Source organism: Nocardiopsis sp. Huas11 (genome assembly GCF_003634495.1).
Lineage (GTDB): Bacteria > Actinomycetota > Actinomycetes > Streptosporangiales > Streptosporangiaceae > Nocardiopsis.
In genome coordinates this window covers 4,310,365-4,336,356 of sequence record NZ_RBKY01000001.1, presented here as the reverse complement: position 1 = coordinate 4,336,356, position 25,992 = coordinate 4,310,365, and the positions used below count along the sequence as shown (strand labels likewise).

Sequence of the window (25,992 nt, the reverse complement as noted above, 5' to 3'; positions counted from 1 at the left end):
TTATAGTAGGTTTTCCCGGTGGCAGCACCGGATAGATTAGGCAAGCCTTACCAATGGCGTCCGACCCTGGCGCGAAGACTTGGAGCTGTGCGATGACGCGACCACTGCGAGTGGGAATCGTGGGTGCGGGCCCCGCGGGAATCTATGCCGCGGACCTGCTCACCAAGGACGAGACCCTGTCCGCGTGCGGCACGTCCGTCAGCATCGACATCCTCGACAAGCTGCCCGCCCCCTACGGACTGGTCCGCTACGGCGTGGCCCCGGACCACCCGCGGATCAAGCAGATCCAGGGTGCCCTGCACAAGATCCTGGACAAGCCGGAGATCACCTTCTACGGCAACGTCGAGTACGGCGTGGACCTCAAACTCGAGGACCTGCGCCACCACTACGACGCCGTCATCTTCGCCACCGGCAGCGACCGCGACCGGCCGCTGGACATCCCCGGTGCCGACCTGCACGGCAGCCACGGTGCCGCCGACTTCGTCTTCTGGTACGACTCCCACCCCGACGTCTCGCCGTCCTGGCACGTCGAGGGCACGAGCGTCGCCGTCATCGGCGCGGGCAACGTCGCCGTCGACGTCGCGCGCATCCTGGCCAAGGACGCCGACGACCTGCTGCAGACCGACATCACCGACAACGTCTACGAGAGCCTGCGCGCCAAGCAGATCACCGACGTCCACGTGTTCGCGCGGCGCGGCATCGCCCAGTGCAAGGCCACCCCGATGGAGCTGCGCGAGCTGGACAAGCAGCCCGGCGTCGAGGTCATCGTCTATCCCGAGGACTTCGAGATGGACGAGGGCAGCCTCCAGGCCTGCGAGGCGTCCAACCAGGTCAAGACCAACGTCAAGGTCCTGCAGAACTGGGCGATCCGCGACCCGCGCGGCGCCGAGCGCCGCCTGCACCTGCACTTCCTGCACAGCCCCGTGGAGATCCTGGGCCAGGACCGGGTCACCGGTCTGCGCACCGAGCGCATGGAGCTGGCCGGCGACGGGTCCGTCCGCGGCACCGGCGAGTACGTCGACCACGAGGTCCAGGCCGTCTACCGCGCCATCGGCTACCTGGGATCGCCCCTGGCCGACCTGCCCTTCGACGACGAGCGCGGGGTCGTCCCCAACGCCGAGGGCCGGGTCCTGGACCTGGACGAGCAGCCGGTCGACGGCGTCTACGCCACCGGCTGGATCAAGCGCGGCCCCGTGGGCCTGATCGGCCACACCAAGGGCGACGCCCTGGAGACCATCACCAACCTGGTGGCCGACCGCGAGTCCTTCACCCCCGCGGCCGAGCCCGACCCGGTCGCCTTCCGGTCCCTGCTCGCCGAGCGCGGCGTGGGCTACACGAGCTGGGAGGGCTGGAAGCGGATCGAGGCCAAGGAGGAGGAGCTCGGCGCCGAGCGCGGCCGCAAGCGCCTCAAGCTGCGCAGCCGCGAGGAGCAGACCAGCATCGCGCGCCAGGACTGACCTGCACCGCGTGTGCTTCCCGGCCGGCCCCGCTCCCCTTGGCGGGGCCGGCCTTCGCGTGTTCCCCGACCGGGGCCCGATTCCACCGTGAGATTGCGCATGCGACTTCCCTTCCGGCTCAGGAACAACGGCCCGGCCGGATGAGTTAGAGTCACTGTTGGTCGGTGTGGTAGCAAGTGTCCCCCGGGCCTCAACTATTGCCTTCGCGGAATACCGCGTCCGGCGATCGCCTTCCGAGGTGGTCGACCGTACGGCCAGGAGCCCCGTTGTGCCCCGCGCCGAGAGGCGACCGCCACGCCGGCCCTCGACCTGATGCCCCGCTCCCGCCACGGTGGGAGTGGGGCATTCTGGTATCTCCATGGATCTCTACGAAGGACGGTCAGGCGTGGACGAACGGTCCCCCCGGCAGCCGGATTCCTCCGGGCCGCTCCCCGGATCGGGCGAACCCCCGAGACCCGGTACGCGGCCGGAGAATCCTTATCGCATCCCCCAGCCCTCCGACAGCGCCCGCCCCACCGGCGCCGGAGGCCCTGGTTACGCGCAACCGCGCCCCGCGGACCCTGCCCCGTCCGTTCCGACCACTCCTCCCCGGGCGTGGGACCCGCGCCCCGACGCCGACGAGCCCTCCGCGGGCTCCGGCGCGTTCGCGGCGCCCGAGCCGCCCCAGGCCTTCGGCGGACCCGGCCCCGGCGAGTACGGGACCCCGCGTCCCCAGGAGCCCGCCGGCCCCGGTGCCTACGGCGACCCGGGTGAGCACGCGGCGCCCGCGCCGCCGCCCGGCCCCGGTGCGTACGGAAACCCCGGTGCGTACGGCGGTCCCGGGCAGCACGACGCTCCCCCGCAGTACGGGGACTCGCAGGCCGATGACGCGTGGGAGGTCCCCGTCCCGGCCGCGAGCGGCCCGGACGGCTCACTGCCCGCGCACGAGTCCTGGAGCGCCCCCTCGCAGGAGGAGGGCCCCGACGCCGGGGGCTGGGACGACCCCTACCCCGGGCAGTCCGCCCACCAGGGCGAGACCCCCTATCCCGGGGGCGCGCCCCGGCCCTACGACGAGCCCGGCCCCTACGACGAACGCGGCCCCGAGGGCCGCGGGCACGAGCACGCCGCGGCCGGCGAGCCCGCCGACGGCTTCGAGTACCTCTACGGCGGACCCGGTGGCCCCGACGGGCCCGGTGGTCCGGGAGGCCCCGGCGGCCCGGACGGTCCGGACGACTACGGGCACCAGGGCTTCCCGCCCGGTCCGCCGGCCCGCAAGTCCCGGCGCGGACTGATCATCGGCGTGCTCTCCGCCGTGGTCGTCCTGCTCCTCATCGGCGGCGGGGTCTCCTGGTACGTACTCACCATGCCCGAGCCCGGCGAGGCGACGGCCGAGTACGCCGCCGCCTGGAACGGGCAGGACTACGAGCGCATGGCCGCCGTCACCACCGGCGACGACCCCGCCGCGATCCTGGGCGGCATCGACACCGGCCTGGGCGTCGAAGGCGTGAACGTCGCCGTCGCCGAACCCACCGCCGACGGCGACACCGGTTCGGCCGCCTATGAGGTCACGGTCTCCCTGGCCAACGCCGACGACTGGGGCTGGGAGGGCGAGCTCCCCCTGGTCCGCCAGGACGGCGAGTGGCTGGTGGAGTTCTCCGCCGAGACCGCCTACCCCGGCCTGGGCGAGGGCCAGGTCCTGGCCCGCACCACCGTGTGGGGCGAGCGCGGACAGATCCTGGCCGCCGACGGCAGCCGCCTGGACGAGGCCTCCGGCTCCCTGCAGATGATCGCGGGCACCATGGGCGAGGCCACCGAGGAGGACGTCGAGCGGCTCGGCCCGGCCTACAAGGTGGGCGACACGATCGGCGCCTCCGGGCTCCAGCGCACCTACGAGGAACGCCTCGCGGGCGAGGCCGCCACGACCATCGTGATGGTCGACGCCGAGCAGGCCGAGGACCCCGACTCGGTGGAGGCCACCGAGGAGAACACGGTCACGACCCTGGACGGCTCCGACGGCGAGGACATCGTCACCAGCATCGACATGGGCGTTCAGAACGCCGCGGCCAACGCCGTCATCGACTCCAGCGACGACGTGGGCATGGTGGCCGTGCGCCCCTCCACCGGCGAGATCCTGGCCCTGGCCAACGTGCCCGGCGGCTTCAACCGGGCCTTCGAGGGCCAGTACCCGCCGGGGTCGGCGTTCAAGATCATCACCTACAGCTCGCTGCTGGACAACGGGATGACGACGGACACCGCCATGGACTGCCCGAAGGAGTACAACCTGGGCGGCTGGGACTTCGTCAACGCCGGAGAGGGCGAGTACGGGGCCCAGACGGTGACCGAGGCGTTCGCGACCTCCTGCAACACCGCCCTGGTCGACCAGGTCGGGCAGCGGCTCTCCTCCGACGCCCTCCAGGCCAGCGCCGAGCAGTTCGGCATGAACGCGCCGATGGACATCGGCGTGGACGCCCTCGACCCGAGCTTCCCGGCCGTGGACAGCGACACCATGCTGGGCGCGCAGAGCATCGGCCAGGGCCAGGTCCTGACCTCGCCGCTGCACATGGCCACGGTGCCCGCCGCGATCGCCGACGGTTCCTGGCGCCACCCGGTGCTGGTGACCGAGCCCGCGGCCGAAGGGCTGCCCGAGCCCACGCCCATCCCCCAGGCGGAGGCCATCCGGCCGATGATGCGGTCGGTGATCACCGACGGCACCGCCAAGGACGCCGGGTTCCAGGGCGAGGTGTACGGCAAGACGGGCAGCGCCGAGTTCGGCACGCCCGAGGGCGATGACGACGAACTGCCCACCCACGCCTGGATGGTCGGCTACAAGGGCGACGTCGCCTTCGCGATCGTGGTGGAGGGTGGTGGCGGCGGCGGATCCGTGGCCGGCCCGCTGGCCGCCGCGTTCACCAACGCGCTCTGACGCCCGCGGTCGGCGGGCGGCGCGCACCACGCGCGTCGCCCGCCGACCGCCGCGGCTGCCCGGTGGACGTGCCTACCCGCCGTCGGCGGGAGCGCTGTCGGCCGGATCGGCCTCGCCCGGGGCGATGTCGCCCGGCACGGCGTCGACCGGTTCGTTCACGGGCGGATCACCGGTGGCCGGGTCCGCGCCGGCCGGTTCCTGCTGGGCCGGGTCCGTGGTCTGGGACGTGCCCGCGGGGCTCGGCGTCGTGGAGGGCTGCGGCGCGCTGGGCGTGAGGACGAACAGCAGGACCAGCAGTCCGGCCGTGACCGCCGCGATCAGCGCGCACGCGACCCAGGGCTTCCAGCTGTTGAGGCTGGGGTCGACGGGAGCGTCAGGATCATCCGAGCCGAAGGCCTCCAGGCGTCCGGCAAGGACCGGTTCCTCCTCGGAGAGCTGCCTTTCGATCTCCGCGAGGATCCTCCGCTCATGCTCTCTCAGGGACATGGCACCCTCCTCAGCCGCCGGGGGAAGGACTGTCATCACCGGGTGTTGTACAGTCTCCCCCGGCCGGGCCCCAGATATCCAGGAGTCCGTCGGATTTCAGGGGCGGATTCAGTCGCCCGAGGTCACCGGCACGAGGACGTTCCAGCATGTAGGAGGCCTGTGTCACCTCCCGGAACGGACTTTGGTCCTCATTGTGGATAGCACTCGACCTCGGAGGCCTTGACCCCCGCCCAGACCGTGTCGCCGTGGGCCAGGCCGAGGTCGGCCAGCGCCGCGGGAGTGATGTCGGCGACCAGGGCGGGCGGCCCCGCCAGACGCACGCGGACCTGGTCGCCGAAGCGCTCGATCCCGTCCACCGTCGATCGCCACACGTTGCGCGTACTGCCGTGGGGGTGCTCGGGGTACAGGGCGACCGCGCGCGGCGGGAAGGCCACCAGGGCCGGCCCTTCGCGCGGCTCGCGCACCGCCACCCGGGTCGGCCCGCCTTGCCCTCCCCCGTCGCCTGCGTCCAGGACGACCACCTCCCCCTCGCCCCGGCCGCGGAAGAGGTTCAGACCCACCAGACGGGCCACGTAGGCGGTGCGCGGCCGCCGCGCCACCTCGGCGGGAGTGCCCTCCTGCACGACCCGCCCCGACTCGATCACCGCGACGCGGTCGGCGAGCACCATGGCCTCCAACGGGTCGTGGGTGACCAGCACCGTCACCCCGTCGAAGTCCTCCAGCAGGCGGCGCAGCCGGGCGCGGACGTCGATGCGCGTACTGGCGTCCAGCGCCGCCATCGGCTCGTCCAGCAGCAGCAGCCGTGGGCGCACCGCCAGGGCGCGGGCCAGGGCCACCCGCTGCGCCTGACCGCCGGACAGGCGGCGGGGCCGCGTGTGGGCGTGCGCGGCCAGGTCCATGTGGTCCAGCAGCGCGGCCGCGCGGGCGCGCGCCTCGGTCTTGGGCACGCCCTGACAGCGCGGCCCGAAGGCGACGTTGTCCAGGGCGCTCATGTGCTCGAAGAGCAGGTAGTCCTGGAAGACCACGCCGATCGGGCGGCGTTCGACGGCCGTGGTGGTCTCGTCCCTGCCGTCGAGCCGCACGTGCCCGCCGGTCAGGGGCGCCAGCCCGGCCAGGGCCCGCAGCGCGGTGGACTTGCCCGCGCCGTTGGGCCCCAGCAGCGCCAGGACCTCCCCCGGCCGTGCCGTGAGGGACACCTCCAGCGCGAAGCCGCCCTGGCGCAGAAGCAGCCGGGCGTCGAGGCCGGCCTCGGGCTCGGGCGCCGGGCCGGTACCGGCGCCCGCGGCGGGCGCGTCCTGGGTCATCGGGCGTTCACCCACCTCTCGCGCAGCGTGGCCAGGACGGCCAACGACACCAGGAGCAGCACCAGGCTGAGCACGATGGCGGCCTCCGGGTCGCGCTGCATGGCGATGTACACCGCCAGCGGCATGGTCTGTGTGGTGCCGGGGAAGTTCCCGGCGAAGGTGATGGTGGCGCCGAACTCGCCCAGGGCGCGCGCCCAGCACAGGGCGGCCCCGGCGCCGATCCCGGGCAGCACCATCGGCAGCGTGACGCGGGCGAAGACGGTGGCGCGGCTCGCGCCCAGGGTGGCGGCGGCCTCCTCGTAGCGGCGGTCGGCCCCGCGCAGCGCGCCCTCGACACTGATGACCAGGAAGGGCATGGCGACGAACACCTGGGCGATGACGACCGCGGCCGGGGTGAAGGGCAGGGTCAGCCCGAACCAGGCGTCCAGGTGGCGCCCGACCAGCCCGTTGCGGCCCAGCACCAGCAGCAGCGCCACGCCTCCCACCACGGGCGGGATCACCAGGGGGACGGTCACGAGCGCCCGCACGAAGCGGCGCCCGGGGAAGTCGGTGCGCGCCAGCAGCCAGGCCAGGGGCACGCCCAGGAGCAGGGAGACGGCGGTGGCGACGCCGGCGGTGGACAGTGACAGCCACAGCGCGGACAGCACCGCGGGGTCGGTGACGCGGGCGCCCATGGTGGACCAGGGGGCCCGGACCAGGAGCCCGGCGAAGGGCAGGACCAGGAAGAGGACGCCGATCACGGCGGGGACCACGAGCATCCACGGGGTGCGCCCGGCCCGCACGCGCGTGCGGCGCCCCGGGCGGCGGTCGGTCGCGGCGGTCACGGAGTGCCGAACCCCGCCTCGGCCAGGACGGCCGCGCCCTCGCCGGAGGTGACCGCCTCGATCCAGGCCGCGGCCAGGTCGGGGGCGCCCGAACCGGCCAGGACGCCGATCGGGTACTCGTTGACGGCCTCCTCGGCCTCGGGGAACTCCAAGCCCTCCACCCGGCCGTGCGCGGAGGCGACGTCGGTGGCGTAGACCAGGCCCGCGTCCACCTCTCCGAGCTCGACCTTGGTCAGGACGGCGCGCACGTCCTCCTCCAGGGTGACCGGGGTGACCTCCACGCCCGAGGCGGCCATGGCGGCTCGGGTGGCGGCGCCGCAGGGCACCTGCTCGGCGCACACGGCCACCTGGACGCCGTCCGCGGCCAGGTCGGCGAAGCCGGTGATCTGGGCGGGGTTGTCGGGGGGCACGGCGATGCGCAGGGTGTTGGTGGCGAAGACCAGGCCGTCGGTTCCGTGCTCGGCCGCCCAGTCGGGCTCCAGCCCCTGCCCTCCGACGACCTGTTCCATGGTGGAGGTGTTCGCGGCGGCGAACACGTCGGCGGGCGCGCCGGAGTCGATCTGCTGGGCGAGTTCGCTGCTGCCCGCGAAGTTGAGGGTGATCCGGGCGCGGGGGTGCTCTTCTTCGAAGTCCTCGGCGATCGCGGTGAAGACGTCGGTGAGGGAGGCGGCGGCCAGGACGGTGAGGTCCCCGCTGAGACCGTGGCCGCCCTCGCCGCCGGAGCCGGCGTCCCCGGCCGAGCAGGCGGTCAGGCCCAGGGCGGCGGCGAGCACGGCGACCGGGCCGCGGACACGGCGGGCGCGGCGGCCGACGCACAACAGGTCGGCGCGGCACGGGTCGGCGCGGAACGGCCTGCGGGCGGCCTCACGCATGGCGGTCACCGTCGGTCTCCACGATCACGTTGGTGGACTTCACCACCGCCGTGGCCAGGCTGCCCACCTCCAGACCGAGGTCGTCGGCGGCCTCGCGGCTCAGCAGGGAGACGATCCGGTGCGGCCCGGCCTGGATCTCCACGCTGGCCATGACCTGGTCGCGCACCAGGCTGGTGACCAGGCCCCGGAAGCGGTTGCGCGCGGAGGAGACCAGGCGGCCGGGGTCGGCTCCGGCCCCGGCGCGCATGAACGCGGCCAGTTCCGCCCCGTCCAGGTGGCGGCGGCCCGCGGTGTCGCGGGTCGCGGGCAGGCGGCCGGAGTCGACCCAGCGCCGCACGGTGTCGGAGCTGACACCGAGCAGCTCGGCCGCCTCGCTGATCTGGTAGGTCGGCATGGGCCCGAATCTACCACTCGCGTCTGCGCCCGCACACTGGATGTTCCGCTGGCTTGTGCGAGGACTTCTTGGCGGAACGCCCAGATGTGCGAGCCCGTCCGGTCAGCTGCGCGGGTCGGCGACCTCGCTGATCGGCCCCTCGGCGCGGTAGACGTCCAGGGCCGTGACCACGTACCCGGCGCCGTCCGCCACCGGCGCGGTGTCGGTGAGCGCGACCTCGCCGGTCACCCCGACCAGGTTCTCGGGCGCGACCGCGGCGCAGTGGGCCTCCTCGGAGGCGGGGTCGAGCCCGTCCAGACCGCCCTCGGGCAGGCGGTACACGGCGTAGAAGCGCGCGTCCTCGCGCGCCTCCCAGGTGATCTCGACCCGGTCGTCGGCCTCCTCGGCGTTCACGCCCTCCACGGCGCCGGTGAGCAGGCCCTCCTCGGAGTCCACGCGGGCCGGCAGCGCGGGGCGGGCGTAGTGGGCCTCGCGCAGGCCCTCGACGGCCTCGTCGTTCTCGCGCAGGCTCTTGATGGAGAAGTAGACGTCCCCGTCGACCTGGTCCAGCTCGCCGGAGTAGTCGAGCTGGCGGCTCAGCGCGTCGGCGCCGGTCCAGCCGTCCTCGCCCAGGCGGTAGGCGGCCTGGCCGACGTAGAGGTCCACCCCGGTTCCATCGACCTCGTGCGCCCACCAGTCGGCCAGGGCCTCGTAGTCGGCGTTGTCGAACCCGCGTTCCCAGTACAGCTGCGGGGCGACGTAGTCGACGGTGCCCTCCTGGATCCACGTGCGGGTGTCGGCGTACTGGGCGTCGTAGGACTGCAGGCCCGAGGTGGGCGAGCCGCTGTCGTCGGTGGAGTCGTTGCGCCAGATGCCGAACGGGGAGACGCCGAAGCTCACCCAGGGCTTGGACTGCTGGATCTGGAAGTGCACGTCGCGCATCAGCTGGTCGACGTTGTCGCGGCGCCAGTCGGCCCGCGAGTCGAAGTCACCGCCGTGCTCGCGCCAGCTGGCGTCGTCGTCGAACTCCTCGCCGTCCTTGGGATAGGGGTAGAAGAAGTCGTCGAAGTGCACGCCGTCGATCTCGTAGCGGTCGACCACGTCCATGATCACGGCCGTGACCCACTCGCGGACCTCGGGGTTGCCGGGGTCGAGGTAGCCCTCGTCGCCGTACTCGACCAGCCACTCCGGGTTCTCCTGGACCGGGTGGTCCTCGGCGAGGTTGTCCAGGTCGGGGTCCTCGTAGCCGACGCGGTAGGGGTTGAACCAGGCGTGCAGCTCCAGACCGCGCCGGTGGGCCTCCTCGACCGCGTACTGGAGCGGGTCGTAGCCGGGGTCGCCGCCCTGCTCACCGGTGAGGTAGCGGGCCCAGGGCTCCAGGTCGGACTCGTACACGGCGTCGGCGGTGGGCCGGGTGTGCAGGAACACGGCGTTGAGCCCCATGTCCGCGGCCTCGTCGAGGTAGGCGTCCAGCTCGTCGCGCTGCTCGCGGCCCGACAGACCGGGCTCGGAGGGCCAGTCGATGTTGCGGACGGTGGTGAGCCAGGCGCCGCGCATGCGCTGCCGGTCGGCGTCGTTCCCGCACTGGACGGGCGCGGTTCCCACGGCCTCGTCCGCGGCGTCCTCACCGCCTCCGCCGCCGACCAGCGTGCAGCCGGAGGCCAGGACGGCGGTCGCGGCGGCCACCGCCGCCCACCGCGCCATCGTGGTGGGCGGGGTCACCACGCGTGCGACTGATCGCATCAAGACTGCTTCCTCCATGGCCGGGTGAGGCAACGCCGAGGGCGGCGCACCGCGAACCAGAGTAAGGCAAGATGTCAAGTTTTGGACACGATTCCGGCAAGATATGAATATCTCGACACTGAACCGTTTTGCGGTCGTCTGTCCAAAGATGAACGTTTCCCGAGCCCGGGGGCTCCACGGTCGATCGACGTCCTAGACTCAATAGCCGTGAACGCCGACCTCACCCCGCCCGCCCTGTTCGTCCATACCGTCGCCCTGCGCTCCGGCGCCGACGGCCTGGTCCGCCACCTGCCCGCCGGGGCTCCCCTGGCCTGGCTGACCGGTGAGGACGGTCTCGTGGCCTGGGGACAGGCGGCACGGCTGGACCTGCCCGGCCGACCGGACGCCGCGGACCCCACCGACACCACCCGCTTCACCGACGCGGCGCGCTGGACCGACGCTCTGACCGCCAAGGCCGTGATCGAGGACGAGGTCGGCCTGCCGGGAACCGGCCTGGTCACCTTCGGCACCTTCACCTTCACCCCCTCCTCCGACGGCTCCGCCCTCGTGGTGCCCCGGGTCCTCATCGGGCGGCGCGAGGGGCGCGCCTGGCTGACCACCGTGACCGACGAGCCCGGCGTCCACCCGCCCGAACTGCTGCACCCCACCCCCGAACCCCGCCCGATCGGCCCGCTGACCTGGGCGGAGGGCTCGCTGAGCCGCGAGGAGTGGAAGTCGGTGGTGGCCGACACCGTCGAGCGCATCCGCACCAGCGACATGGACAAGGCCGTCCTGGCCCGCGACGCCGTCGCCGAGGCCGACGCCCCGATCGACGTGCGCACCCTGCTGGAGCGACTGCGCCGGCGCTTCCCCAGCTGTTTCACCTTCTCCGTCGACGGCATGGTGGGCGCCACCCCCGAACTGTTGCTGCGCCTGGAGGGCGACCGGTTCACCTCACTGGTACTGGCCGGAACCCGCCCGCGCGGGGAGGACCCCGCCGCCGACCGCGCCCTGGCCGAGGAGCTGATGTCCTCGGCCAAGGACGTGGAGGAGCACGGACTGGCGGTGGACTCGCTGCGCACGGCCCTGGCCCCGCTGAGCGAGGAGCTGTCCGTGCCCGCCTGGCCGCACCTGCTGCAGCTGGCCAACGTGCAGCACCTGGCCACCCGCGCCCACGCACGCCTGTCCCCCGACGTCTCGGCCCTGGACGCGGTGGCGGCCCTGCACCCCACGGCCGCGGTAGGCGGCACGCCCACGGCGGCCGCGATGCGCCTGATCGCCGAGGTGGAGGGCATGGACCGGGTCGGCTACGCCGGACCGGTGGGCTGGCTCGACGGCGCCGGCAACGCCGAGTGGGGCATCGCGCTGCGCTCGGCGCGGGTGGAGGGCGCCCGGGCCCGCCTCTTCGCCGGCTGCGGCATCGTGTCCGGATCCGTCCCGGAGTCGGAGGCGGCCGAGACCGAGTCGAAGTTCCGGGTGATGCGCGAGGCGCTCACCGATCCGACCGACTGACCGCGCTCTTCCGGTCACATGACAGAAACACGCCGCCGGTAACCTCGCGCCATGCGAATCGAACACGTGCGCTGGAACGACCCCGACGCCGAGGCCCTGCGCGCCCTGCAACGCCGTGAGATCGCCGAGCGCTACGGCACACCCGACTCCGAGCCCGGCACCGCGCCCTCGGCCGAGGACATCGACCTGTTCGTCGTGGCCCGCGAGGGCGACGGCACCGCGGTGGGCTGCGGCGGACTGCGCCGTCTGGACGACGCGATCGGTGAGGTCAAGCGCATGTACGTGCGCCCCGAACGGCGCGGCTCCGGCGTCGCGCCGCTGATCCTGGCGGCGCTGGAGGACTGGGCGCGCGAGCAGGGCTGGAAGGCGCTGCGCCTGGAGACCGGGGACCGCCAGCCCGACGCGGTGCGGTTCTACACACGCTCGGGCTACGCGCCGATCCCCTCCTTCGGCGCCTACGCCGACGAACCGTCCTCCCTGTGCTTCGAACGCGTCCTGTGACGCGCGCATGAGAACGGGCCGGCCCCGGGCGTGTGACCCGCACACCCGGGACCGGCCCCTGGTTCGTCCTGTGCCCCGCACGGCACGAACCGGCTCGAACCGGCCCTTTACTGGCCGACGTCGCGGCCGGCCTTGTGCCAGATGCAGGCCACGGACGGACGCGGGAGGTCACCGTCGGGCCACACGCTGGTGGGCGACTCGAAGGTGCCGTCGTCGCCCGGGTGCTGCGGGGCGAGGAAGACGGTCTTGTTGTCCTTGGTGATGAAGGGACCGCAGGCCTCGGCACGCACCGGCACGGTGGCGAAGGTCTTGAGCTCACCGCGGAAGCGGCCCTCGACCGGCATGACGTGCAGGGCGTCGTTCATGCCCATGGAACCGGGCTGGCCGTCGGTGGAGATCCACAGGTTGCCGTGCTTGTCGAAGGCCAGGTTGTCCGGCGCCGAGATCGGCATGACCTTGGACTTGTCGAAGCCCGCGTAGTAGGTGTCGTCGTCCTCGGGGTCGCCGCACACCAGCGGCACGTTCCAGCCGAAGGTGGTGGCCGCGTTGTCCTCGCCGTCCTCCACGATCTCCAGGATGTGCCCGTAGCGGTTGGGGCCGCGCGGGTTGGGCTCGTCGGCCTGGCCGGGCTCACGGGCGGAGTTGTTGGTCAGGGCGCAGTAGACCTTGCCGGTGACCGGGCTGGGTTCGAAGTCCTCGGGGCGGTCCATCTTGGTGGCGCCCGCGGCGTCGGCGGCCAGACGGGTGTACACCAGCACCTCGGCGACGCTGAAACCGTCCACGAAGCTCTCGGTGGCGTTGCACAGCGGGATCCACTCGCCGGTGCCGTCGAACTCACCGTCGGAGGGCAGCTCGCCCGAGCCGTCGATCTCCTCGGCGGGGCTGTTGCCGGTGAGCTTGGCCACGTAGAGCGTGCCCGCGTCGAGCAGGGCCATGTTGTGCCGGCGCGAACCCTCGACGTACTGCTCGTCGCTGACGAACTTGTACATGTAGTCGAAGCGCTCGTCGTCGCCCAGGTACACCACGACCCGGTCGTCGGCGGACAGGATGGTGTTGGCGCCCTCGTGCTTGAAGCGGCCCAGCATGGTGCGCTTGACCGGCGCGGACTCGGGGTCCAGGGGGTCGATCTCGACGATGTAGCCGAAGCGGTTGGCCTCGTTGGGGTGCTTGGACAGGTCGAAGCGCTCGTCGACCAGGTCCCAGCGGCGGCCGGGAGCTCCGGTGCCCAGGCCGTACCGGTTGGTCTCGGTGGTGCCGGGCGCGTGGCCGAAGTACTGGTTGAAGTTCTCCTCGCCGCTGAGGAAGGTGCCCCACGGGGTCATGCCGCCGGCGCAGTTGTTGAGCATGCCCAGGACCTCGGTACCCGAGGGGTCTGCCTCGGTCTTGAGCAGGTCGCTGCCGGCGGCGGGGCCCGAGAAAGCGACGGGGGTCGAGGTGTGGATGCGCCGGTTGAAGGAGCGCTCGCCCTCGGAGAGCTTCCACTGGCCGGTGTTGCCGACGCGCTCGATCTCCACCAGGGAGCCGCCGTGCGCGGCCATCGCCACGCGGGTCTGCTCCGCGTTGTCAGGACTGTACCCGGCGAACATGATGCGCTCGTTCGTGTACTCGTGGTTCACGAAGAGCAGGCCGTGGTCGTCGTCGAGCTGGTGGAGGCCGACGTAGTCGCAGTTGTAGCCGAACTGCTGGGCCTGGGCCTCGGCCGTCTGGGCGTTGACGTCGAACTCGGGGGCACCGGGCAGGACGGGGTCGCCCCAGCGGACGATGACGTGCTGCTCGTAGTGCTTGGGGACGGTGAGGGCGTCGTCGCTGTTGGGCAGCACGTTCTTGAACGTCAGGCGGGGCGCGGGATGGGGGCGGTTCGGCCCGCGGTCGGCCAGGGCCGGAGAGAGGGCGGACAGCCCGAGCGCGCCCGCTCCGGCGGTCACGGCTCCGGTGCGCAGCGCGGCGCGGCGGGAGAGCGCCTTCTGGAAGATGTCACCGAAGTAGGCGTTGGAGCTGGTGTTGGGCGCCGGGTGAAAACAGGCGTCGCCGCAGCGGAAATGACAGGTCGCGCGGGATCTTCCGCCGCCCACGAGGTCGAGGAGGGGAAGCCGGCGGCGTTGGGGCGCGGATTCGGGCACGCGGTACTCCTTGGGGATCGTGACTGCTCCCACGCGCCCACCGGGTACGGGTGGCCGGGTCAGGGCGTGCGGGTGATCGGTCGGCGGAGGGTTCCACCAGCCGATCCTGACCTTGGCCGAGGTTTCACACGCAGGGGTGAAACCAGGGTGAACGCACCGACAACTCCGACACATACCCTCATCTGGTCACACGTCATCGTCGCCCGAGCACCCACCGTCGCCCTGACGCGATGATGACGCGCACGCGCGCCCGACACCAGACCCCACGCCCGTATCCGGTGACCGCTCTACGCGGTGGCGCGACCGACGGGGACGATGAGGGGGCCGCCGGTGACCGGGTCGGGCACGACCACGGCCTCCAGGTCGAAGGCCTCGCGCAACAGCTCGGGCGTGAGCACCTGGGCCGGGGGCCCGCTGGCCAGGACCTGCCCGTCGCGCATCGCGATGATGGTGTCGGCGTAGCGCGCGGCCAGGTTGAGGTCGTGCAGCACCATGACGATGGTCCGCCCGCCCTGCCGGTGCAGGTCCCGCACCAGGTCCAGCACGTCGACCTGGTGCACCAGGTCCAGGAACGTGGTGGGCTCGTCGAGCAGCAGCAGGTCGGTGCCCTGCGCCAGCACCATCGAGATCCACGCGCGCTGGCGCTGGCCGCCCGAGAGCTCCTGGAGCGGCGTCTCGGCCATCTCCAGCAGCCCCGTCTGCTCCAGCGCCAGGGCCACCGCGTCCTGGTCGTCGCCCGACCACTGCCGGTACCACCGCTGGGCCGGGTGGCGCCCCCGGGCGACCAGGTCGGCGACGGTGAGCCCGTCGGGGGCGGTGGGCTGCTGGGGCAGGACACCGAGGATCTGGGCGACCTCCCGGGTCGGAGCGCGGTGGATGTCGCGCCCGTCCAGCTCCACCACGCCCGCACGCGGGCGCATCAAGCGGCCCAGGGCGCGCAGCATGGTGGACTTCCCGCACCCGTTGGGCCCGATGACGCAGGTGACGGTGCCGTCGAGGATGTCGGCGTCCAGGTCGCGCACGACCGTGTGGTCGTCGTAGCCCAGGGTCAGGCCCCGGGCCCTCAGACGTGCCGGCGCGCGGTCGGCGGCCAGACCGTCGGCCGCGGCCGCGCTGGTGGGTGTGGTGGTCAAGCCTGGGCCTTTCGGTTGCCGCGGACGAGCAGGTAGATCAGGTACAGGGCGCCCAGACAACCGGTGACCACGCCGACCGGGAGCTGGATGGTGGTCAACAGGTTGCGGGCCAGGAGGTCGGCGCCGCAGGTCAGGGCGGCGCCCACCAGGGCGGAGAGCAGGACCGGCGGCCGGGAGGCGCGCGCCAGCCGCAGCGCGATCTGCGGGCAGGCCAGGGAGACGAACAGGATCGGCCCGGCGGCCGAGGTCCCGAACGCGGCCAGCAGCACGGCCAGCACCAGCAGGCCGGTCCGGGCCCGCTCCAGCGGCAGGCCCAGCCCGCGCGCCACGTCGTCGCCGTAGGCGAGCGCGTCCAGGGTACGGGCGGCGACCAGGGACAGCGGCAGCAGGACCGCCAGGGCCACGGCGACGGGCAGGGCGTTGGCCCACGTGCGCCCGGACAGGCTGCCCGCGATCCACACCAGGGCGCGGCCGGTGTCGCTCACCTCGCCGAGGGTGAGCATCCACAGGGTGAGGTTCATCAGGACCGCGGACAGGCCCACGCCCACCAGGAGCAGCCGGTAGCCGTCGATGCCGCCGCGCCAGGCCAGGAGGTAGCACAGCACGCCCGAGACCAGTCCGCCCGCCAGGGCCACGGCGGGCACCCCGACGGAGGCCATGGGGCCGCTGAGGATCCCGTAGCTGCCCGCGAACGCCATCATCGCCACCACCGCCGCGCTCGCGCCGTGGGTGACGCCGAGCAGGTCGGGGCTGGCCAGCGGGTTGCGCATGATGGTCTGGGTGATGGCCCCCGCGGCGGCCAGCGCCGCCCCGGCGAGCAGTCCGACCACCACCCGCGGCATGCGCACACGCCAGAACGTGAAGTAGTGCTCGTAGTCGGTGCCGACGAAGTGGGCCCAGACCTGCGCGGGCGAGAGCGGGGTCTGGCCGACCATGAGGTTGAGCCCCACGAACAGCGCCGCGGCCAGGGCGGTGACGGCGGCGGCCACGACCGGCCGGGTCCGCCAGGGCAGCGCCACCGGGCCCAGCCGCAGGCCCCGGTACCGGCGTCGCAGCCGGGCCCGCGCGCGCTCGCGCTCGTCGGTGGTGAGGGTGGAGGTCATAGGGACAGCAGCCTCCGGCGGCGGACGACGTAGATGAAGAACGGGGCGCCGACCAGGGCCAGGACCACACCGACCTGGAGCTCGCCCGGCGGGGCGAGGAAGCGGCCGAACACGTCGGCGCCCAGCAGCAGGATGGCGCCCATGAGCGCCGAGTAGGGCAGCAGCCACCGGTGGTCGGAGCCCACCACGCCCCGCGCCACGTGCGGCACGATGAGCCCGACGAAGGCGATCGGCCCGCACGCGGCGACGGTGGCGCCGGTGAGCAGGGTGACGGCGGCCAGGCCCACCACGCGGGCCCGGCCCACGCGGTGCCCGAGCGCGCGGGCGGTGTCCTCCCCCAGGGCCAGGGCGTTGAGCGCGCCGGCGTTGGCCAGGGCCAGGAGCGTGCCCGCGGCGAAGAAGGGCAGCATCTGGACGATGACCTCGGGATCGCGCCCGACCAGGGACCCCACCCGCCAGAACCGGAAGTTGTCCATGGTGGCCTGGTCGAGCAGGACCAGCCCCGAGACCAGCGAGTAGCACAGCCAACTGACGGCGGTCCCGGCGAGCGCCAGCGTGATGGGTGTGGGCCCCCGCCCCGGGACCGAGCCGATGGCGTAGACGATCACGGTGGCCAGCGCCGCCCCGGTGAAGGCGAGGACGGCCTGCGTCCGCAGGTCGGTGACGCCCGCCAGCGCGATCCCCAGGACGACCGCCAGGGCGGCGCCGAAGGTGACGCCGAGGATGCTGGGGTCGCCGAGCGGGTTGCGCGTGTGCCCCTGCATGAGGGCGCCGCCCAGGCCGAGTCCGATCCCGGCGAGCAGGCCCAGCGCGGTGCGGGGCAGGCGGATGTCGTGGACGATGATGTCGGCCTCGGCGCCGGCGCTCGCGGTCAGCGCCAGCCACACCGTCTCGGGGCTCAGGGCGCGTGCGCCCACCAGGACGCTGGCCAGGGCGGTCAGGCCCAGGGCGAGAACGAGCGCGGCCAGCCCCACCAGCCGGCGTGTGCGCCGCGCCCCCAGGACGCCGGCGCGACCGGCGCGACCGGGGGCACCGGCGGGGTCGGCGGGGTCCGCGGCAGCGGCCGACACGGGGCCCGGGGGCGGCCCGCTGGCGTCGTGCACCGAGGTCTCCCATCATGACGAAAGGCCAGGTCGACCCGAGTAAGGTTTGCCTAGCCACACTTGAATGATCTAAGTTTGCCACGTCTTGACCAGGAACAACACATTCGGGTCATGTCCCCCGCTTTCGTATGCCCGGAGCGTGCCCTACCGATGGAGTTTCCGATGAACGCCTGGACCCGCCGCGTCGGCCTGCCCACCGTCGCGACCGCGGCGACCGCCGTCCTGCTCACCGCCTGCGGCGCCGCCGGCCCCGAGGAGGACACCGCGGCTCCCCAGGGCGAGGCCTCCGGCGACTACCCGCTGACGGTCGAGCACCAGATGGGCGAGACCGAGATCCCGGCCGCGCCCGAGCGCGTGCTCCCGCTGGACTCCGCCTACGTCGACTCCACCCTGGCCCTGGGCGGCGACGTCGTCGGCTACACCACCTTCGCCGAGGACGTCACCTCGCTGCCGGACTACCTCCTGGACAGCGAGTGGAACACCGGCTCCGCCGACGAGGCCGAGCCCGTGGGCCTGCTGTGGGACCTGGACCCGGAGCTGGTCGCCGCCACCGAGCCCGACCTCATCCTCTCCGCCGAGGTCCGCCACGGCGACAACTACGAGCAGTTCTCCGAGATCGCGCCCACGGTCATGTCCGAGACCACCGGCGCGACCTGGAAGGAGAACCTGGAACTGACCGGCCGCGCCCTCAACGCCCAGGAGCAGGCCGAGACCCTGCTCGCCGAGTACGAGGAGCGTGCCGCCGCCATCGGCGCCGAGATCATCGAGGCCAACGACGGCGAGTCCCCCACCGTCTCGATCGTCCGCTTCGCCGGCGACGAGGAGGGCGTGCGCCTGTACACGCCGCGGTCCTACATCGGCGTCATCCTGGAGGACATGGGCCTGGAGCCCGCCCCCGGCGTGGACACCGAGTCCGAGGACATCGTCACCTACCACAGCCAGGAGCGCCTGCTCGACCTGGACGCCGACCGGATCTTCGTGGCCACCTACGACGACGGCGGAGCCGACGGCGTGGCCGAGGACAAGGCCGAGTACCAGTCGAGCCCGCTGTGGGGCGAGCTGGAGGGTGAGATCACCGAGGTCGACGACGAGTACTGGATCTCCGGTGTGGGCCTGATCGCCGCCCACCGGACCCTGGACGACATGGCCGAGGTCTTCGGCGTCGACGCCCAGCGCTGACCGACCGCCTTCGGGGCCCGTGCCGCCCGGCACGGGCCCCGTCGTGCCACCGCCCGGGCCTCGGCCAGGGACGGGCTCCGCCGCGCTACTCCCGGACCGGCGTGTGCGCCGTGGCACACGCGTCGGCGCCGTGCGCGCCCAGACCCGCGAGCAGCCGCAGCCCGTCCTCGGCGGGGCTGCCTGGAGCCGCGGACAGCACCAGCAGCTCCATGCCCGACTCGTCCGGCAGCGCGAAGTTCTCCTGGTGCAGTTCCAACACCCCGACCATCGGATGCCGGTACACCTTGGGTCCGTGGGTGCGGGCGCGCACGTCCGCGCGGGCCCACAGGCGGCCGAAGCGCTCACTGCCCACCGCGAGCTCGCCGATGAGCGAGGTCAGGCGCGGGTCCGCGGGATACTTTCCGGCGGCCAGGCGCAGGTGCCCCACCACGTCCAGGGTGCAGTGGTCCCAGTCCGCGTACAGACCGCGCTCGGCCTCCTCCAGGAAGATGTGCCGGGCGGTGTTCAGGCCCGCCGCCGGCCTGCCGTACAGGAGCCCGGCCAGGCGGTTGCCGGCGAGCACGTCCAACCGGTGGTTCATGATCAGTGCGGGCGCGTCGGCGACCAGGTCCAGCACACGCAGCAGCTCCGGCCGGACCCGTCCGCCCGGCGCCTTCACGCAGCGCCGGCGCTGCCGGGCGAGCCGGTGCACGTGCTCGCACTCGGTGTCGTCCAGGCCCAGCACCCGGGCGAGCGCGTCCAGGACCTGTTCGGAGGGCTGGGTCGCGCGGCCCTGCTCCAGGCGCACGTAGTAGTCGACGCTGACACCGGACAGGTGCGCGACCTCTTCGCGTCGCAGACCCTCCACCCGGCGGCGGCTGTCGGTGGGGATGCCGACGGAGGCCGGGTCGACCCGGGAGCGCCGGGTCCGCAGGAATCCCGCGAGATCGTCCATGCCCCCAGTATGGCCGCGGCGCCGCCGGTGAGGGTGGCCCCGCTGATACCAGGAAGTCGGATCCGACGGTTGCGGCGCCCCTGAACACCGGGCTCCCCGGCGAGCAGGATCGAGGCACCCGATCCGAAGGAGTCCCCATGAAGACGCTCATCGTCCACGCCCACCCCGAGCCGCGCTCGCTCAACAGCGCGCTGAAGGACCTCGCGGTGTCCACGCTGGAGAACGCCGGGCACCAGGTCCAGGTGAGCGACCTGTACGCCATGGACTGGAAGGCGGCCGCGGACGCCGCGGACTACGGCCCCGCCGCCTCACACCCGCTCAGGGTCGCCCGGGACTCGGGCCGGGCCTTCGACACCGGCACGCTCACCCCGGACGTCCTGGCCGAGCAGGAGAAGCTGCTGTGGGCCGACACGGTCATCCTCCAGTTCCCGCTGTGGTGGTACACGATGCCCGCGATCCTCAAGGGCTGGGTGGACCGCGTGTACACGTACCACTTCGCCTACGGCGTGGGCGAGCACAGCGACACCAGGTACGGCGACCGCTTCGGCGAGGGCACCCTCGCGGGCCGCAGGGCCATGCTGTCGGTGACCGCCGGCGGCCCGGAGTCGCACTACTCCGCGCGCGGGATCAACGGCCCGATGGACGATCTGCTGTTCCCGATCCACCACGGCGTCCTGTACCACCCGGGCATGGAGGTGCTGCCGCCGTTCGTGCTCTACGGCGCCGACCGGATGACGGACGAGGACTTCCCGGACGCCGCCAAGGCCTGGGAGCAGCGCCTGCTCACCCTGGACTCGACCGAGCCGATCGCGTTCCGGCCGCAGAACCACGGCGACTACGAGATCCCCTCGCTGCACCTGAAGGAGGGGCTGGAGCCCGCCGGCCGCACGGGGTTCGGGCTGCACGTGCGCGCCTGACCTGCGGCGGTCGCCCCGTCGTGCCGCCCCGCGGGCACCTGCCCGGGGTGTTCACCCCCTCCCGCACGGCCCCCGGCACCGCCGGGGCCGTGCGCCGCGCGGCGGACCGGGTCCCGGCCGAGCACGGCGGCTCCCGCGAAAGCGCGGTCACGCATCAGCCGGGCACGACCGCACGCGGGGCTCAGGAGCGGGCGTCGGCCGACCCCCTCGACCCGAGTGGCCCGTGTGCGAGCAGGCGGCAGGCCGTGAACGCCGCCCACGTGATCCCGGGCAGGACGTCCTCGCTCAGCTCGTCCAGGGTCGCGGGCCCGCGGGCGATGGACAGCGCCGCGGTGATCCCCGCCTCCGCCAAGTCCCGCGGCGGCACCGAGACCTTGCCCGCGATGACCACCACGGGACGGTCGGCCGGGGTGAACCGGCGCACGGCGTCGACCACCTTGCCCGCCATGGACTGGGTGTCGAAGGAGCCCTCACCGGTCAGGACCAGGTCGGCCCGGGACAGCAGCTCCTCGGCGCCCAGCACGTCGGCGACCATCCGCGACCCAGGCACGAGCTCGGCGCCCAACAGCGCCGCCAGCGGCGCCGGAAGCCCTCCGGCGGCCCCCGCCCCCGACACATCGCGCACGTCGGTCCCGCTCTCCTTGGCGAGCACGTCGGCCAGACGGGCCAGCCCCGCGTCGAGAACGCGCACGTCCTGCGGCGAGGCGCCCTTCTGCGGCCCGAAGACGGCCGCCGCGCCCCGGTCCCCGACCAGGGGGTTGGTGACGTCGCAGGCGATCCGCCAGCGCACCGAACGGGCGCGCCCGTCCAACCCGGACAGGTCCAGGCGGTCCAGCTCGGTCAGGCTCCCGCCCCCGTCGGGCAGCTCCGAGCCGTCCTGGGCCAGGAGCCGCGCGCCCAGCGCCGCGAGCAGGCCGGTGCCGCCGTCGGTGGTGGCCGAACCGCCGATGCACAGCAGGATCTCCGCCACACCCGCGTCCAGCAGAGCCGTCACCAGAGGGCCCAGGCCCCGGGTCGTCGCCGTCAGCGGCCGCAGCGGCACGTCGTCGACCAGGGGCAGACCGTTGGCCTCCGCGGCCTCGATGACCCCGGTCCGCCCGTCGGGGGAGAGCCCGTAGCGGGCCCGCACCGGCCGGCCCAGCGCGTCGGTGGTCTCCACGGTGCGCGCGTCGGTGCCCCAGGCACCGAGCAGCGCGTCCAGGGTGCCCTCGCCGCCGTCGGCGAACGGCAGGACGTCGATGTCGGCCCTCATGCCCAGGCCGGCGAAGGCCTCCTCGGCCCCCTGGGCCATCGCGCCCGCCACCTCCACGGCGCGGGCGCTGCCCTTGAAGGAGTCCGGGACGACGGCGACGCGGACCCGTGGTGCTTCGTCGGTGGTGTGCGATGCGTGCGACATGCAGCCGATCCTAGACACGACGGCCGTGCGTTTCGACAGTGATCCGCCCAAGATTCCTCGGCGTCCTCACTCACGGCCTGTGCGAAACGCCCAGTGCGTCGCACGCGTACAGCGCCATCTGGAGCGTGGTCAGGTGGTCGGGCCGGCGCGGGTCGAGCCCGGTCGCCGCACGGATGCGCTCCACCCGCTGCAGCAGGGTGTTGCGGTGCACGTACAGGGCGTCGGCCGCCGCCTGCATGGACGTCGTCGAGGCCGCGGCCAGGACGGTGCGCCGCTGCGCCTCGGACAGATCACCGGCCAGGCCGGCCAGACGGGCGAGGCTGCGCGCGGGCAGGTGCGCGACGGCCACGGCCACCGTGCGCGACCACGGACCGGGGTCGGCCAGGGCGGGGATCAGCCCCGCGTACCGGCACAGCGCCCGCGACTCCTCCGCGTGGGCGAGCAGCACCCCGATCTCGCCGGTGGGGTCGGTGCGGGTGTGCCGGCCGTCCCCGGGCAGACCCAGGGCATCGGGTCCGGGGCCCTCACCGGAGGCGACCGTCCACAGGGCACCGTGCAGGACGGCGGCCCGGCGGCCGGCGTCGGCGTTGACCCGCGCCACGGCCGTCTCGGCGGGCTCGGGCGGTGCGGCCGAGCCGTCCGGTCGCGGCAGGCCCGCCGTCCACAGCGCCAAAGACCAGGGCGGCGCCAGCCCGGCGGCGGCCAGGCGGGCCCTGGCCGCCTCGGGGTCGGCGGTGCCCGAACTCAGGGCGGCGACCAGGTCGCGGGCCTCGGTGTGGCGCCGGGTCACCGCGTCCTGATCCCGGCTCTGGGCGACCAGGAGCTGCACGGTCAACGCCACGACCCGGGCCAGGGGCGCCACCTCGTGGGGATCGCCCGTCACACCCACCACACCGCACAGCTGCCCGTCGATGATCAGGGGTTCGTTGGCACCGGGCCGGTCGGAACTCTCCCGCCCCCGGTCGGTGACGAGCACACCGCGCCCCTCGGCGATCACCCGCTGGGCGCCCCGGTGCAGCGTCCCGATCCGGGCGGGGTCCAGGCACGCGATGATGGTGCCGTGCTCGTCCATCACGTTGATGTTGTGGCTGATCGTCGGAGCGATCAGGTCGACCACGCGCTGGGCGATCTCACCGCTCAACGGGGCCCGACGCGGGTGTTTCGCCATGGGGCCCACACTAGCTAGGCCGTGTTCTTCTGAAGTCTTCCGGGCTCGCGGCCGTCAGGACCTGCGCCCGGACCCGACCGCCCCGATGGCGCTCACAGCTGCCACGGGAAGTGCAGGGTGCCGCCCTCGTCGGCGACCTCGATGTCGTCGAAGTCGAAGGCCGGGGAGGTCACGCACGTGGACAGGTTCTCCTCCCCCGTCAAGGGCCGGGAGGTCTGCCACGTCCCCCCTGGCACCAGCACCTGCAGGTGCTGGCCTGCCTCGATGTGCGGCCCCAGCGTGAAGCGCTGCTCGACCTCCGGCACGGGCCCGTCGCCGCCGAGCTCGATCAGCACCGGCCCGCCCCGGTCGAACGACCACAGCTGGGCCGAGCGCAGCCGGTGCCACCGGCACCGGTCCCCCCGGTTGAGCAGGAACTGCAGTCCCGACGCCGTCTCGCGCGGGCCGTCGTAGCCCTCCGGGTGCACCGTCACACCACTGCGCCAGGTGACCTTGAACCAGCCGCCCTCCGGATGCGGGAACAGGTCGAGCGCCTCGGCCGTGGGACCGCGCTGGTCGACCGCCGTGAACACCCCCGGCGGCTCGCGGCGCAGATAGCGCACCCCCACCACGGCCTCACGCGGAATGGGCCCGTAGATGTGCGGAAAGAGCTCCGACTCCTCCACGCCCTCCAACACGCCCTGCCCCGCCGCGGGCGCCGCCGGCTCCCACCGCACCTCCCGGCCCAGGCGCATGGTGTCCACCACGAGCACACAGTAGGGCTCGGTCGCCTTGCTGTAGAGCGAGTTGGCCACCGCCAGCACCGTGTGCTCGTTGGGCGAGGCGTGCACGAACCCGTCGGTGTGCAGGCTCTCCGGCTCCAGGTCACCGGTACCGGTCCGCCAACGGGCGAGCTCCGTCATGTGCAGCACGTAGTTCACGACCGCTCACCTCACTGCGCGTGCACCACGGGACGCGGCGACCACGCCGATCCCCTTGGACACGTCCTTCCCCCGGGCACGGCGCCGCAACCCGAAGGAGGCGGGCTCACAGAAGGCCGTCGACCGCCTCGTCCACCGCGGCCTGGACCCGACGGCGCAGCACCGCGCTGTCGGTGCGCGTGGTCTGCACCTCGATCACCCGCAGTCCCTCGCCCAACAGGGCCTTGGGCAGATCCGTCGCCCACTCCAGGCGCGTGTAGGGAAGGTCCGCGACCGCGGCCACCCGCTCCATCGACACCCCGTGCGGGGTACCGAAGACCCGCTCGAAGTCGGGGTGGCCGGCCTGCTCCAGGCCGGAGAAGATCCCACCGCCGTCGTTGTTGACCACGACCACGGCCAGATCGGGGCGCGGCTCACCCGGCCCGATCACCAGACCGTTCTGGTCGTGCAGCATCGCCAGGTCCCCCAGCAGGGCGTAGGCCTGACCGTCCGCCCCGCCGGCCTGGTGCGCCAGCGCCGCACCCACCGCGGTCGAGACCGTGCCGTCGATCCCGCTCACACCGCGGTTGCCCACCAGGCGCACACCGCACCGCGCCCGCATGGTCGCGTCCAGATCGCGGATGGGCATGCTCGATCCCGCGAACAGCAGCGATCCGGCCGACAGGTGCGAGACCAGGTCGCGGGCCAGGCGCATCTCGCTGAGCGTCTCGTCGGCGTCCAGCACCGTGTCCACCGCCGAGCGCGCCGCGGCCTCCGCACGCCACCACGTACGCGACCAGTCGGTCCGCGCGGAGGAAGGGTACTGCGCCGAAGGCGTCCGTTGAGGGTGGTGGGGGGCGACGGGTGGGACCAGGCCCAGACCCTCGGGCGCGGCGACGGCCGCCACCACGTCGGTGGCGGTGCGAGCCGGATCGGAGAACGCGTTGGGCAAAGCGGCGGCAGGGTCGCCGATCGCCCCGGCCGTCACGACCACGTGCCGCTCGGCGCGCGCCAGATAGGCCAGGATCTGCCGGGACAGGTTGGGGCGCCCCACGCTCACGACCAGCTCCGGCGGCGGCCCGGCCACGAAACGCGGCGAGGCCAGCAGCTGCCGGTACGTGGAGATCGCACCCACGCGGCGGGCGTTGGAGGTGGGTTCGGCCAGCAGCGGCCACCCGGTGAGCTCGGCCAAAGCCAGGAACGGCACCGGATCGTAGTCGCCGTCGCCGCACACGATCACACCGCGCTCGACGTCGGGCAGGACGAACGGCGCGGGCTCGGCCCGCGGGCCCGGACGGCCGATCCACGGACGGCCCAGGTCGCGGCCCTCCAACGGCTCGTTCCAGGCCGGGGCGCCGGTACCGGGCTCATCGGGGGTCAACGGGTCACGGAAGGCCACGTTCAGGTGGACCGGCCCAGGGCGCCCGCCCACGGCCGCCGCCCAGGCGCGACAGCACAGCGAACGCCAGTACGCGACCATCCCCGGCGCCGGGTCGGGCGTGCCGACCTCGGCGAACATCCGCACGGCACCGCCGTACAGGCCGATCTGGTCCACCGTCTGGTTGGCGCCGGTCCCGCGCAGCTCAGGGGGACGGTCGGCGGTCAGCACCAGCAGCGGCACCCCGCTCTCACTCGCCTCCATCACCGCGGGATGGAAGTTCGCGGCGGCCGTACCGGAGGTGCACACCATCGCCACCGGCCGCCGCGACACGCGGGCCAGGCCCAGCGCGAGGAAGGACGCCGAACGCTCGTCCACACGCACGTGGACGCGCACGTCGGGGTGGGCGACCAGGGCCAGCGCCAGGGGCGTCGAGCGCGACCCAGGCGAGACCACGGCCTCGGACAGCCCACAGCGGGCCAGTTCGTCGACGAGGACCCGCGCCAGGGCGGTAGACGGATTCATCTGGTGTTCGGAGCGGTTACCGCCGCGATCAAGCGGTGGAGGAAGCCCCTACCCCCTTCTGTGTGCTGTAGGCGTGACCGTCCGCGCGCTGGAGCAGACGAGAGTACGTGTGGCGTCCGGTGCACGGACCCCGGCCGGCAAGGACGGCGCGGCCACCGCTCCCAGGGCCGTCGGCGCGCACGAC

At 73.3% G+C, this 25,992-nt stretch carries 21 protein-coding genes; 6 read left to right on the top strand and 15 right to left on the bottom strand.

Features of this window, described 5'->3' with window-relative positions; all coding sequences use genetic code 11:
* Positions 1–110: 110 nt before the first annotated feature.
* Positions 111–1,457 carry an FAD-dependent oxidoreductase gene (locus DFP74_RS19695; protein WP_121183560.1) on the top strand — a complete coding sequence of 449 codons (1,347 nt, stop codon included), beginning with the start codon at positions 111–113 and terminating at the stop codon, positions 1,455–1,457.
* Positions 1,458–1,842: 385 nt separating this feature from the next.
* Positions 1,843–4,359 (top strand): penicillin-binding transpeptidase domain-containing protein, encoded by a 2,517-nt coding sequence (locus DFP74_RS19690; RefSeq protein ID WP_121183558.1) that lies wholly within the window; start codon positions 1,843–1,845, stop codon positions 4,357–4,359.
* A gap of 72 nt (positions 4,360–4,431) precedes the next feature.
* Here the strand turns inward: DFP74_RS19690 and DFP74_RS19685 are convergent, their stop codons facing one another.
* The 6 genes from DFP74_RS19685 to DFP74_RS19660 form a co-directional block, all read right to left on the bottom strand.
* Entirely contained in the window at positions 4,432–4,845 is a 414-nt protein-coding gene (locus DFP74_RS19685; RefSeq protein ID WP_121183556.1) for a DUF3040 domain-containing protein, read from the bottom strand.
* Between the two features lie 188 nt (positions 4,846–5,033).
* Positions 5,034–6,149: an ABC transporter ATP-binding protein gene (locus tag DFP74_RS19680; RefSeq protein ID WP_121183554.1), complete on the bottom strand. Its 1,116-nt coding sequence runs from the start codon at positions 6,147–6,149 to the stop codon at positions 5,034–5,036.
* Entirely contained in the window at positions 6,146–6,907 is a 762-nt protein-coding gene (locus DFP74_RS19675) for an ABC transporter permease (protein WP_233571366.1), read from the bottom strand. The genes DFP74_RS19680 and DFP74_RS19675 overlap by 4 nt, the downstream gene beginning before the upstream one ends.
* Positions 6,908–6,969: 62 nt before the next feature.
* On the bottom strand, positions 6,970–7,845 hold the full coding sequence (modA, locus tag DFP74_RS19670) for a molybdate ABC transporter substrate-binding protein (RefSeq protein ID WP_121188380.1): 876 nt from the start codon (positions 7,843–7,845) through the stop codon (positions 6,970–6,972).
* Positions 7,838–8,239, bottom strand: a complete 402-nt coding sequence (locus DFP74_RS19665) for a molybdopterin-binding protein (RefSeq protein ID WP_121183550.1) — start codon at positions 8,237–8,239, stop codon at positions 7,838–7,840. The genes modA and DFP74_RS19665 overlap by 8 nt, the downstream gene beginning before the upstream one ends.
* Before the next feature lie 102 nt (positions 8,240–8,341).
* A complete protein-coding gene (locus DFP74_RS19660; protein ID WP_121183548.1) occupies positions 8,342–9,961 on the bottom strand; it encodes a glycoside hydrolase family 10 protein in 1,620 nt (539 codons plus the stop codon).
* Positions 9,962–10,168: 207 nt separating this feature from the next.
* On the opposite strand from DFP74_RS19660, the gene DFP74_RS19655 reads away from it, so the two are divergent.
* Positions 10,169–11,452, top strand: a complete 1,284-nt coding sequence (locus DFP74_RS19655; RefSeq protein ID WP_121183546.1) for an isochorismate synthase MenF — start codon at positions 10,169–10,171, stop codon at positions 11,450–11,452.
* 51 nt (positions 11,453–11,503) lie between these two features.
* Complete coding sequence (locus DFP74_RS19650; RefSeq protein ID WP_121183544.1) at positions 11,504–11,953, top strand: GNAT family N-acetyltransferase; 450 nt, start codon at positions 11,504–11,506, stop codon at positions 11,951–11,953.
* 107 nt (positions 11,954–12,060) lie between these two features.
* Here the strand turns inward: DFP74_RS19650 and DFP74_RS19645 are convergent, their stop codons facing one another.
* From DFP74_RS19645 to DFP74_RS19630, 4 genes are all read right to left on the bottom strand, one after another.
* Positions 12,061–14,073, bottom strand: a complete 2,013-nt coding sequence (locus tag DFP74_RS19645) for a PhoX family phosphatase (RefSeq protein WP_121183542.1) — start codon at positions 14,071–14,073, stop codon at positions 12,061–12,063.
* A gap of 287 nt (positions 14,074–14,360) precedes the next feature.
* Positions 14,361–15,206 (bottom strand): ABC transporter ATP-binding protein, encoded by an 846-nt coding sequence (locus DFP74_RS19640; protein WP_121183540.1) that lies wholly within the window; start codon positions 15,204–15,206, stop codon positions 14,361–14,363.
* Positions 15,203–16,309, bottom strand: a complete 1,107-nt coding sequence (locus tag DFP74_RS19635) for an iron chelate uptake ABC transporter family permease subunit (RefSeq protein ID WP_121183538.1) — start codon at positions 16,307–16,309, stop codon at positions 15,203–15,205. The genes DFP74_RS19640 and DFP74_RS19635 overlap by 4 nt, the downstream gene beginning before the upstream one ends.
* Positions 16,306–17,412: an iron ABC transporter permease gene (locus DFP74_RS19630; RefSeq protein ID WP_233571044.1), complete on the bottom strand. Its 1,107-nt coding sequence runs from the start codon at positions 17,410–17,412 to the stop codon at positions 16,306–16,308. The genes DFP74_RS19635 and DFP74_RS19630 overlap by 4 nt, the downstream gene beginning before the upstream one ends.
* A gap of 162 nt (positions 17,413–17,574) precedes the next feature.
* Here DFP74_RS19630 and DFP74_RS19625 point away from each other — a divergent pair, with 162 nt between their 5' ends.
* Positions 17,575–18,591: an ABC transporter substrate-binding protein gene (locus DFP74_RS19625; RefSeq protein ID WP_121183536.1), complete on the top strand. Its 1,017-nt coding sequence runs from the start codon at positions 17,575–17,577 to the stop codon at positions 18,589–18,591.
* Positions 18,592–18,676: 85 nt separating this feature from the next.
* On the opposite strand, the gene DFP74_RS19620 is transcribed toward DFP74_RS19625, so the two are convergent.
* Positions 18,677–19,525 carry a helix-turn-helix transcriptional regulator gene (locus tag DFP74_RS19620; protein WP_121183534.1) on the bottom strand — a complete coding sequence of 283 codons (849 nt, stop codon included), beginning with the start codon at positions 19,523–19,525 and terminating at the stop codon, positions 18,677–18,679.
* A 137-nt stretch (positions 19,526–19,662) separates the two neighbouring features.
* Between DFP74_RS19620 and DFP74_RS19615 the strand changes: the two genes are divergently transcribed.
* Positions 19,663–20,442, top strand: a complete 780-nt coding sequence (locus tag DFP74_RS19615; RefSeq protein ID WP_121183532.1) for an NAD(P)H-dependent oxidoreductase — start codon at positions 19,663–19,665, stop codon at positions 20,440–20,442.
* Between the two features lie 181 nt (positions 20,443–20,623).
* On the opposite strand, the gene DFP74_RS19610 is transcribed toward DFP74_RS19615, so the two are convergent.
* The 4 genes from DFP74_RS19610 to menD all read right to left on the bottom strand — a co-directional run bounded on the left by DFP74_RS19610 (position 20,624) and on the right by menD (position 25,808).
* Positions 20,624–21,838 (bottom strand): glycerate kinase, encoded by a 1,215-nt coding sequence (locus DFP74_RS19610; protein WP_121183530.1) that lies wholly within the window; start codon positions 21,836–21,838, stop codon positions 20,624–20,626.
* 70 nt (positions 21,839–21,908) lie between these two features.
* Positions 21,909–23,006, bottom strand: a complete 1,098-nt coding sequence (locus tag DFP74_RS19605; protein WP_121183528.1) for a sugar diacid recognition domain-containing protein — start codon at positions 23,004–23,006, stop codon at positions 21,909–21,911.
* 92 nt (positions 23,007–23,098) lie between these two features.
* On the bottom strand, positions 23,099–23,926 hold the full coding sequence (locus DFP74_RS19600) for a cupin domain-containing protein (RefSeq protein ID WP_199725714.1): 828 nt from the start codon (positions 23,924–23,926) through the stop codon (positions 23,099–23,101).
* A gap of 106 nt (positions 23,927–24,032) precedes the next feature.
* A complete protein-coding gene (gene menD / locus DFP74_RS19595; RefSeq protein ID WP_121183526.1) occupies positions 24,033–25,808 on the bottom strand; it encodes a 2-succinyl-5-enolpyruvyl-6-hydroxy-3-cyclohexene-1-carboxylic-acid synthase in 1,776 nt (591 codons plus the stop codon).
* Positions 25,809–25,992 lie beyond the last annotated feature (184 nt).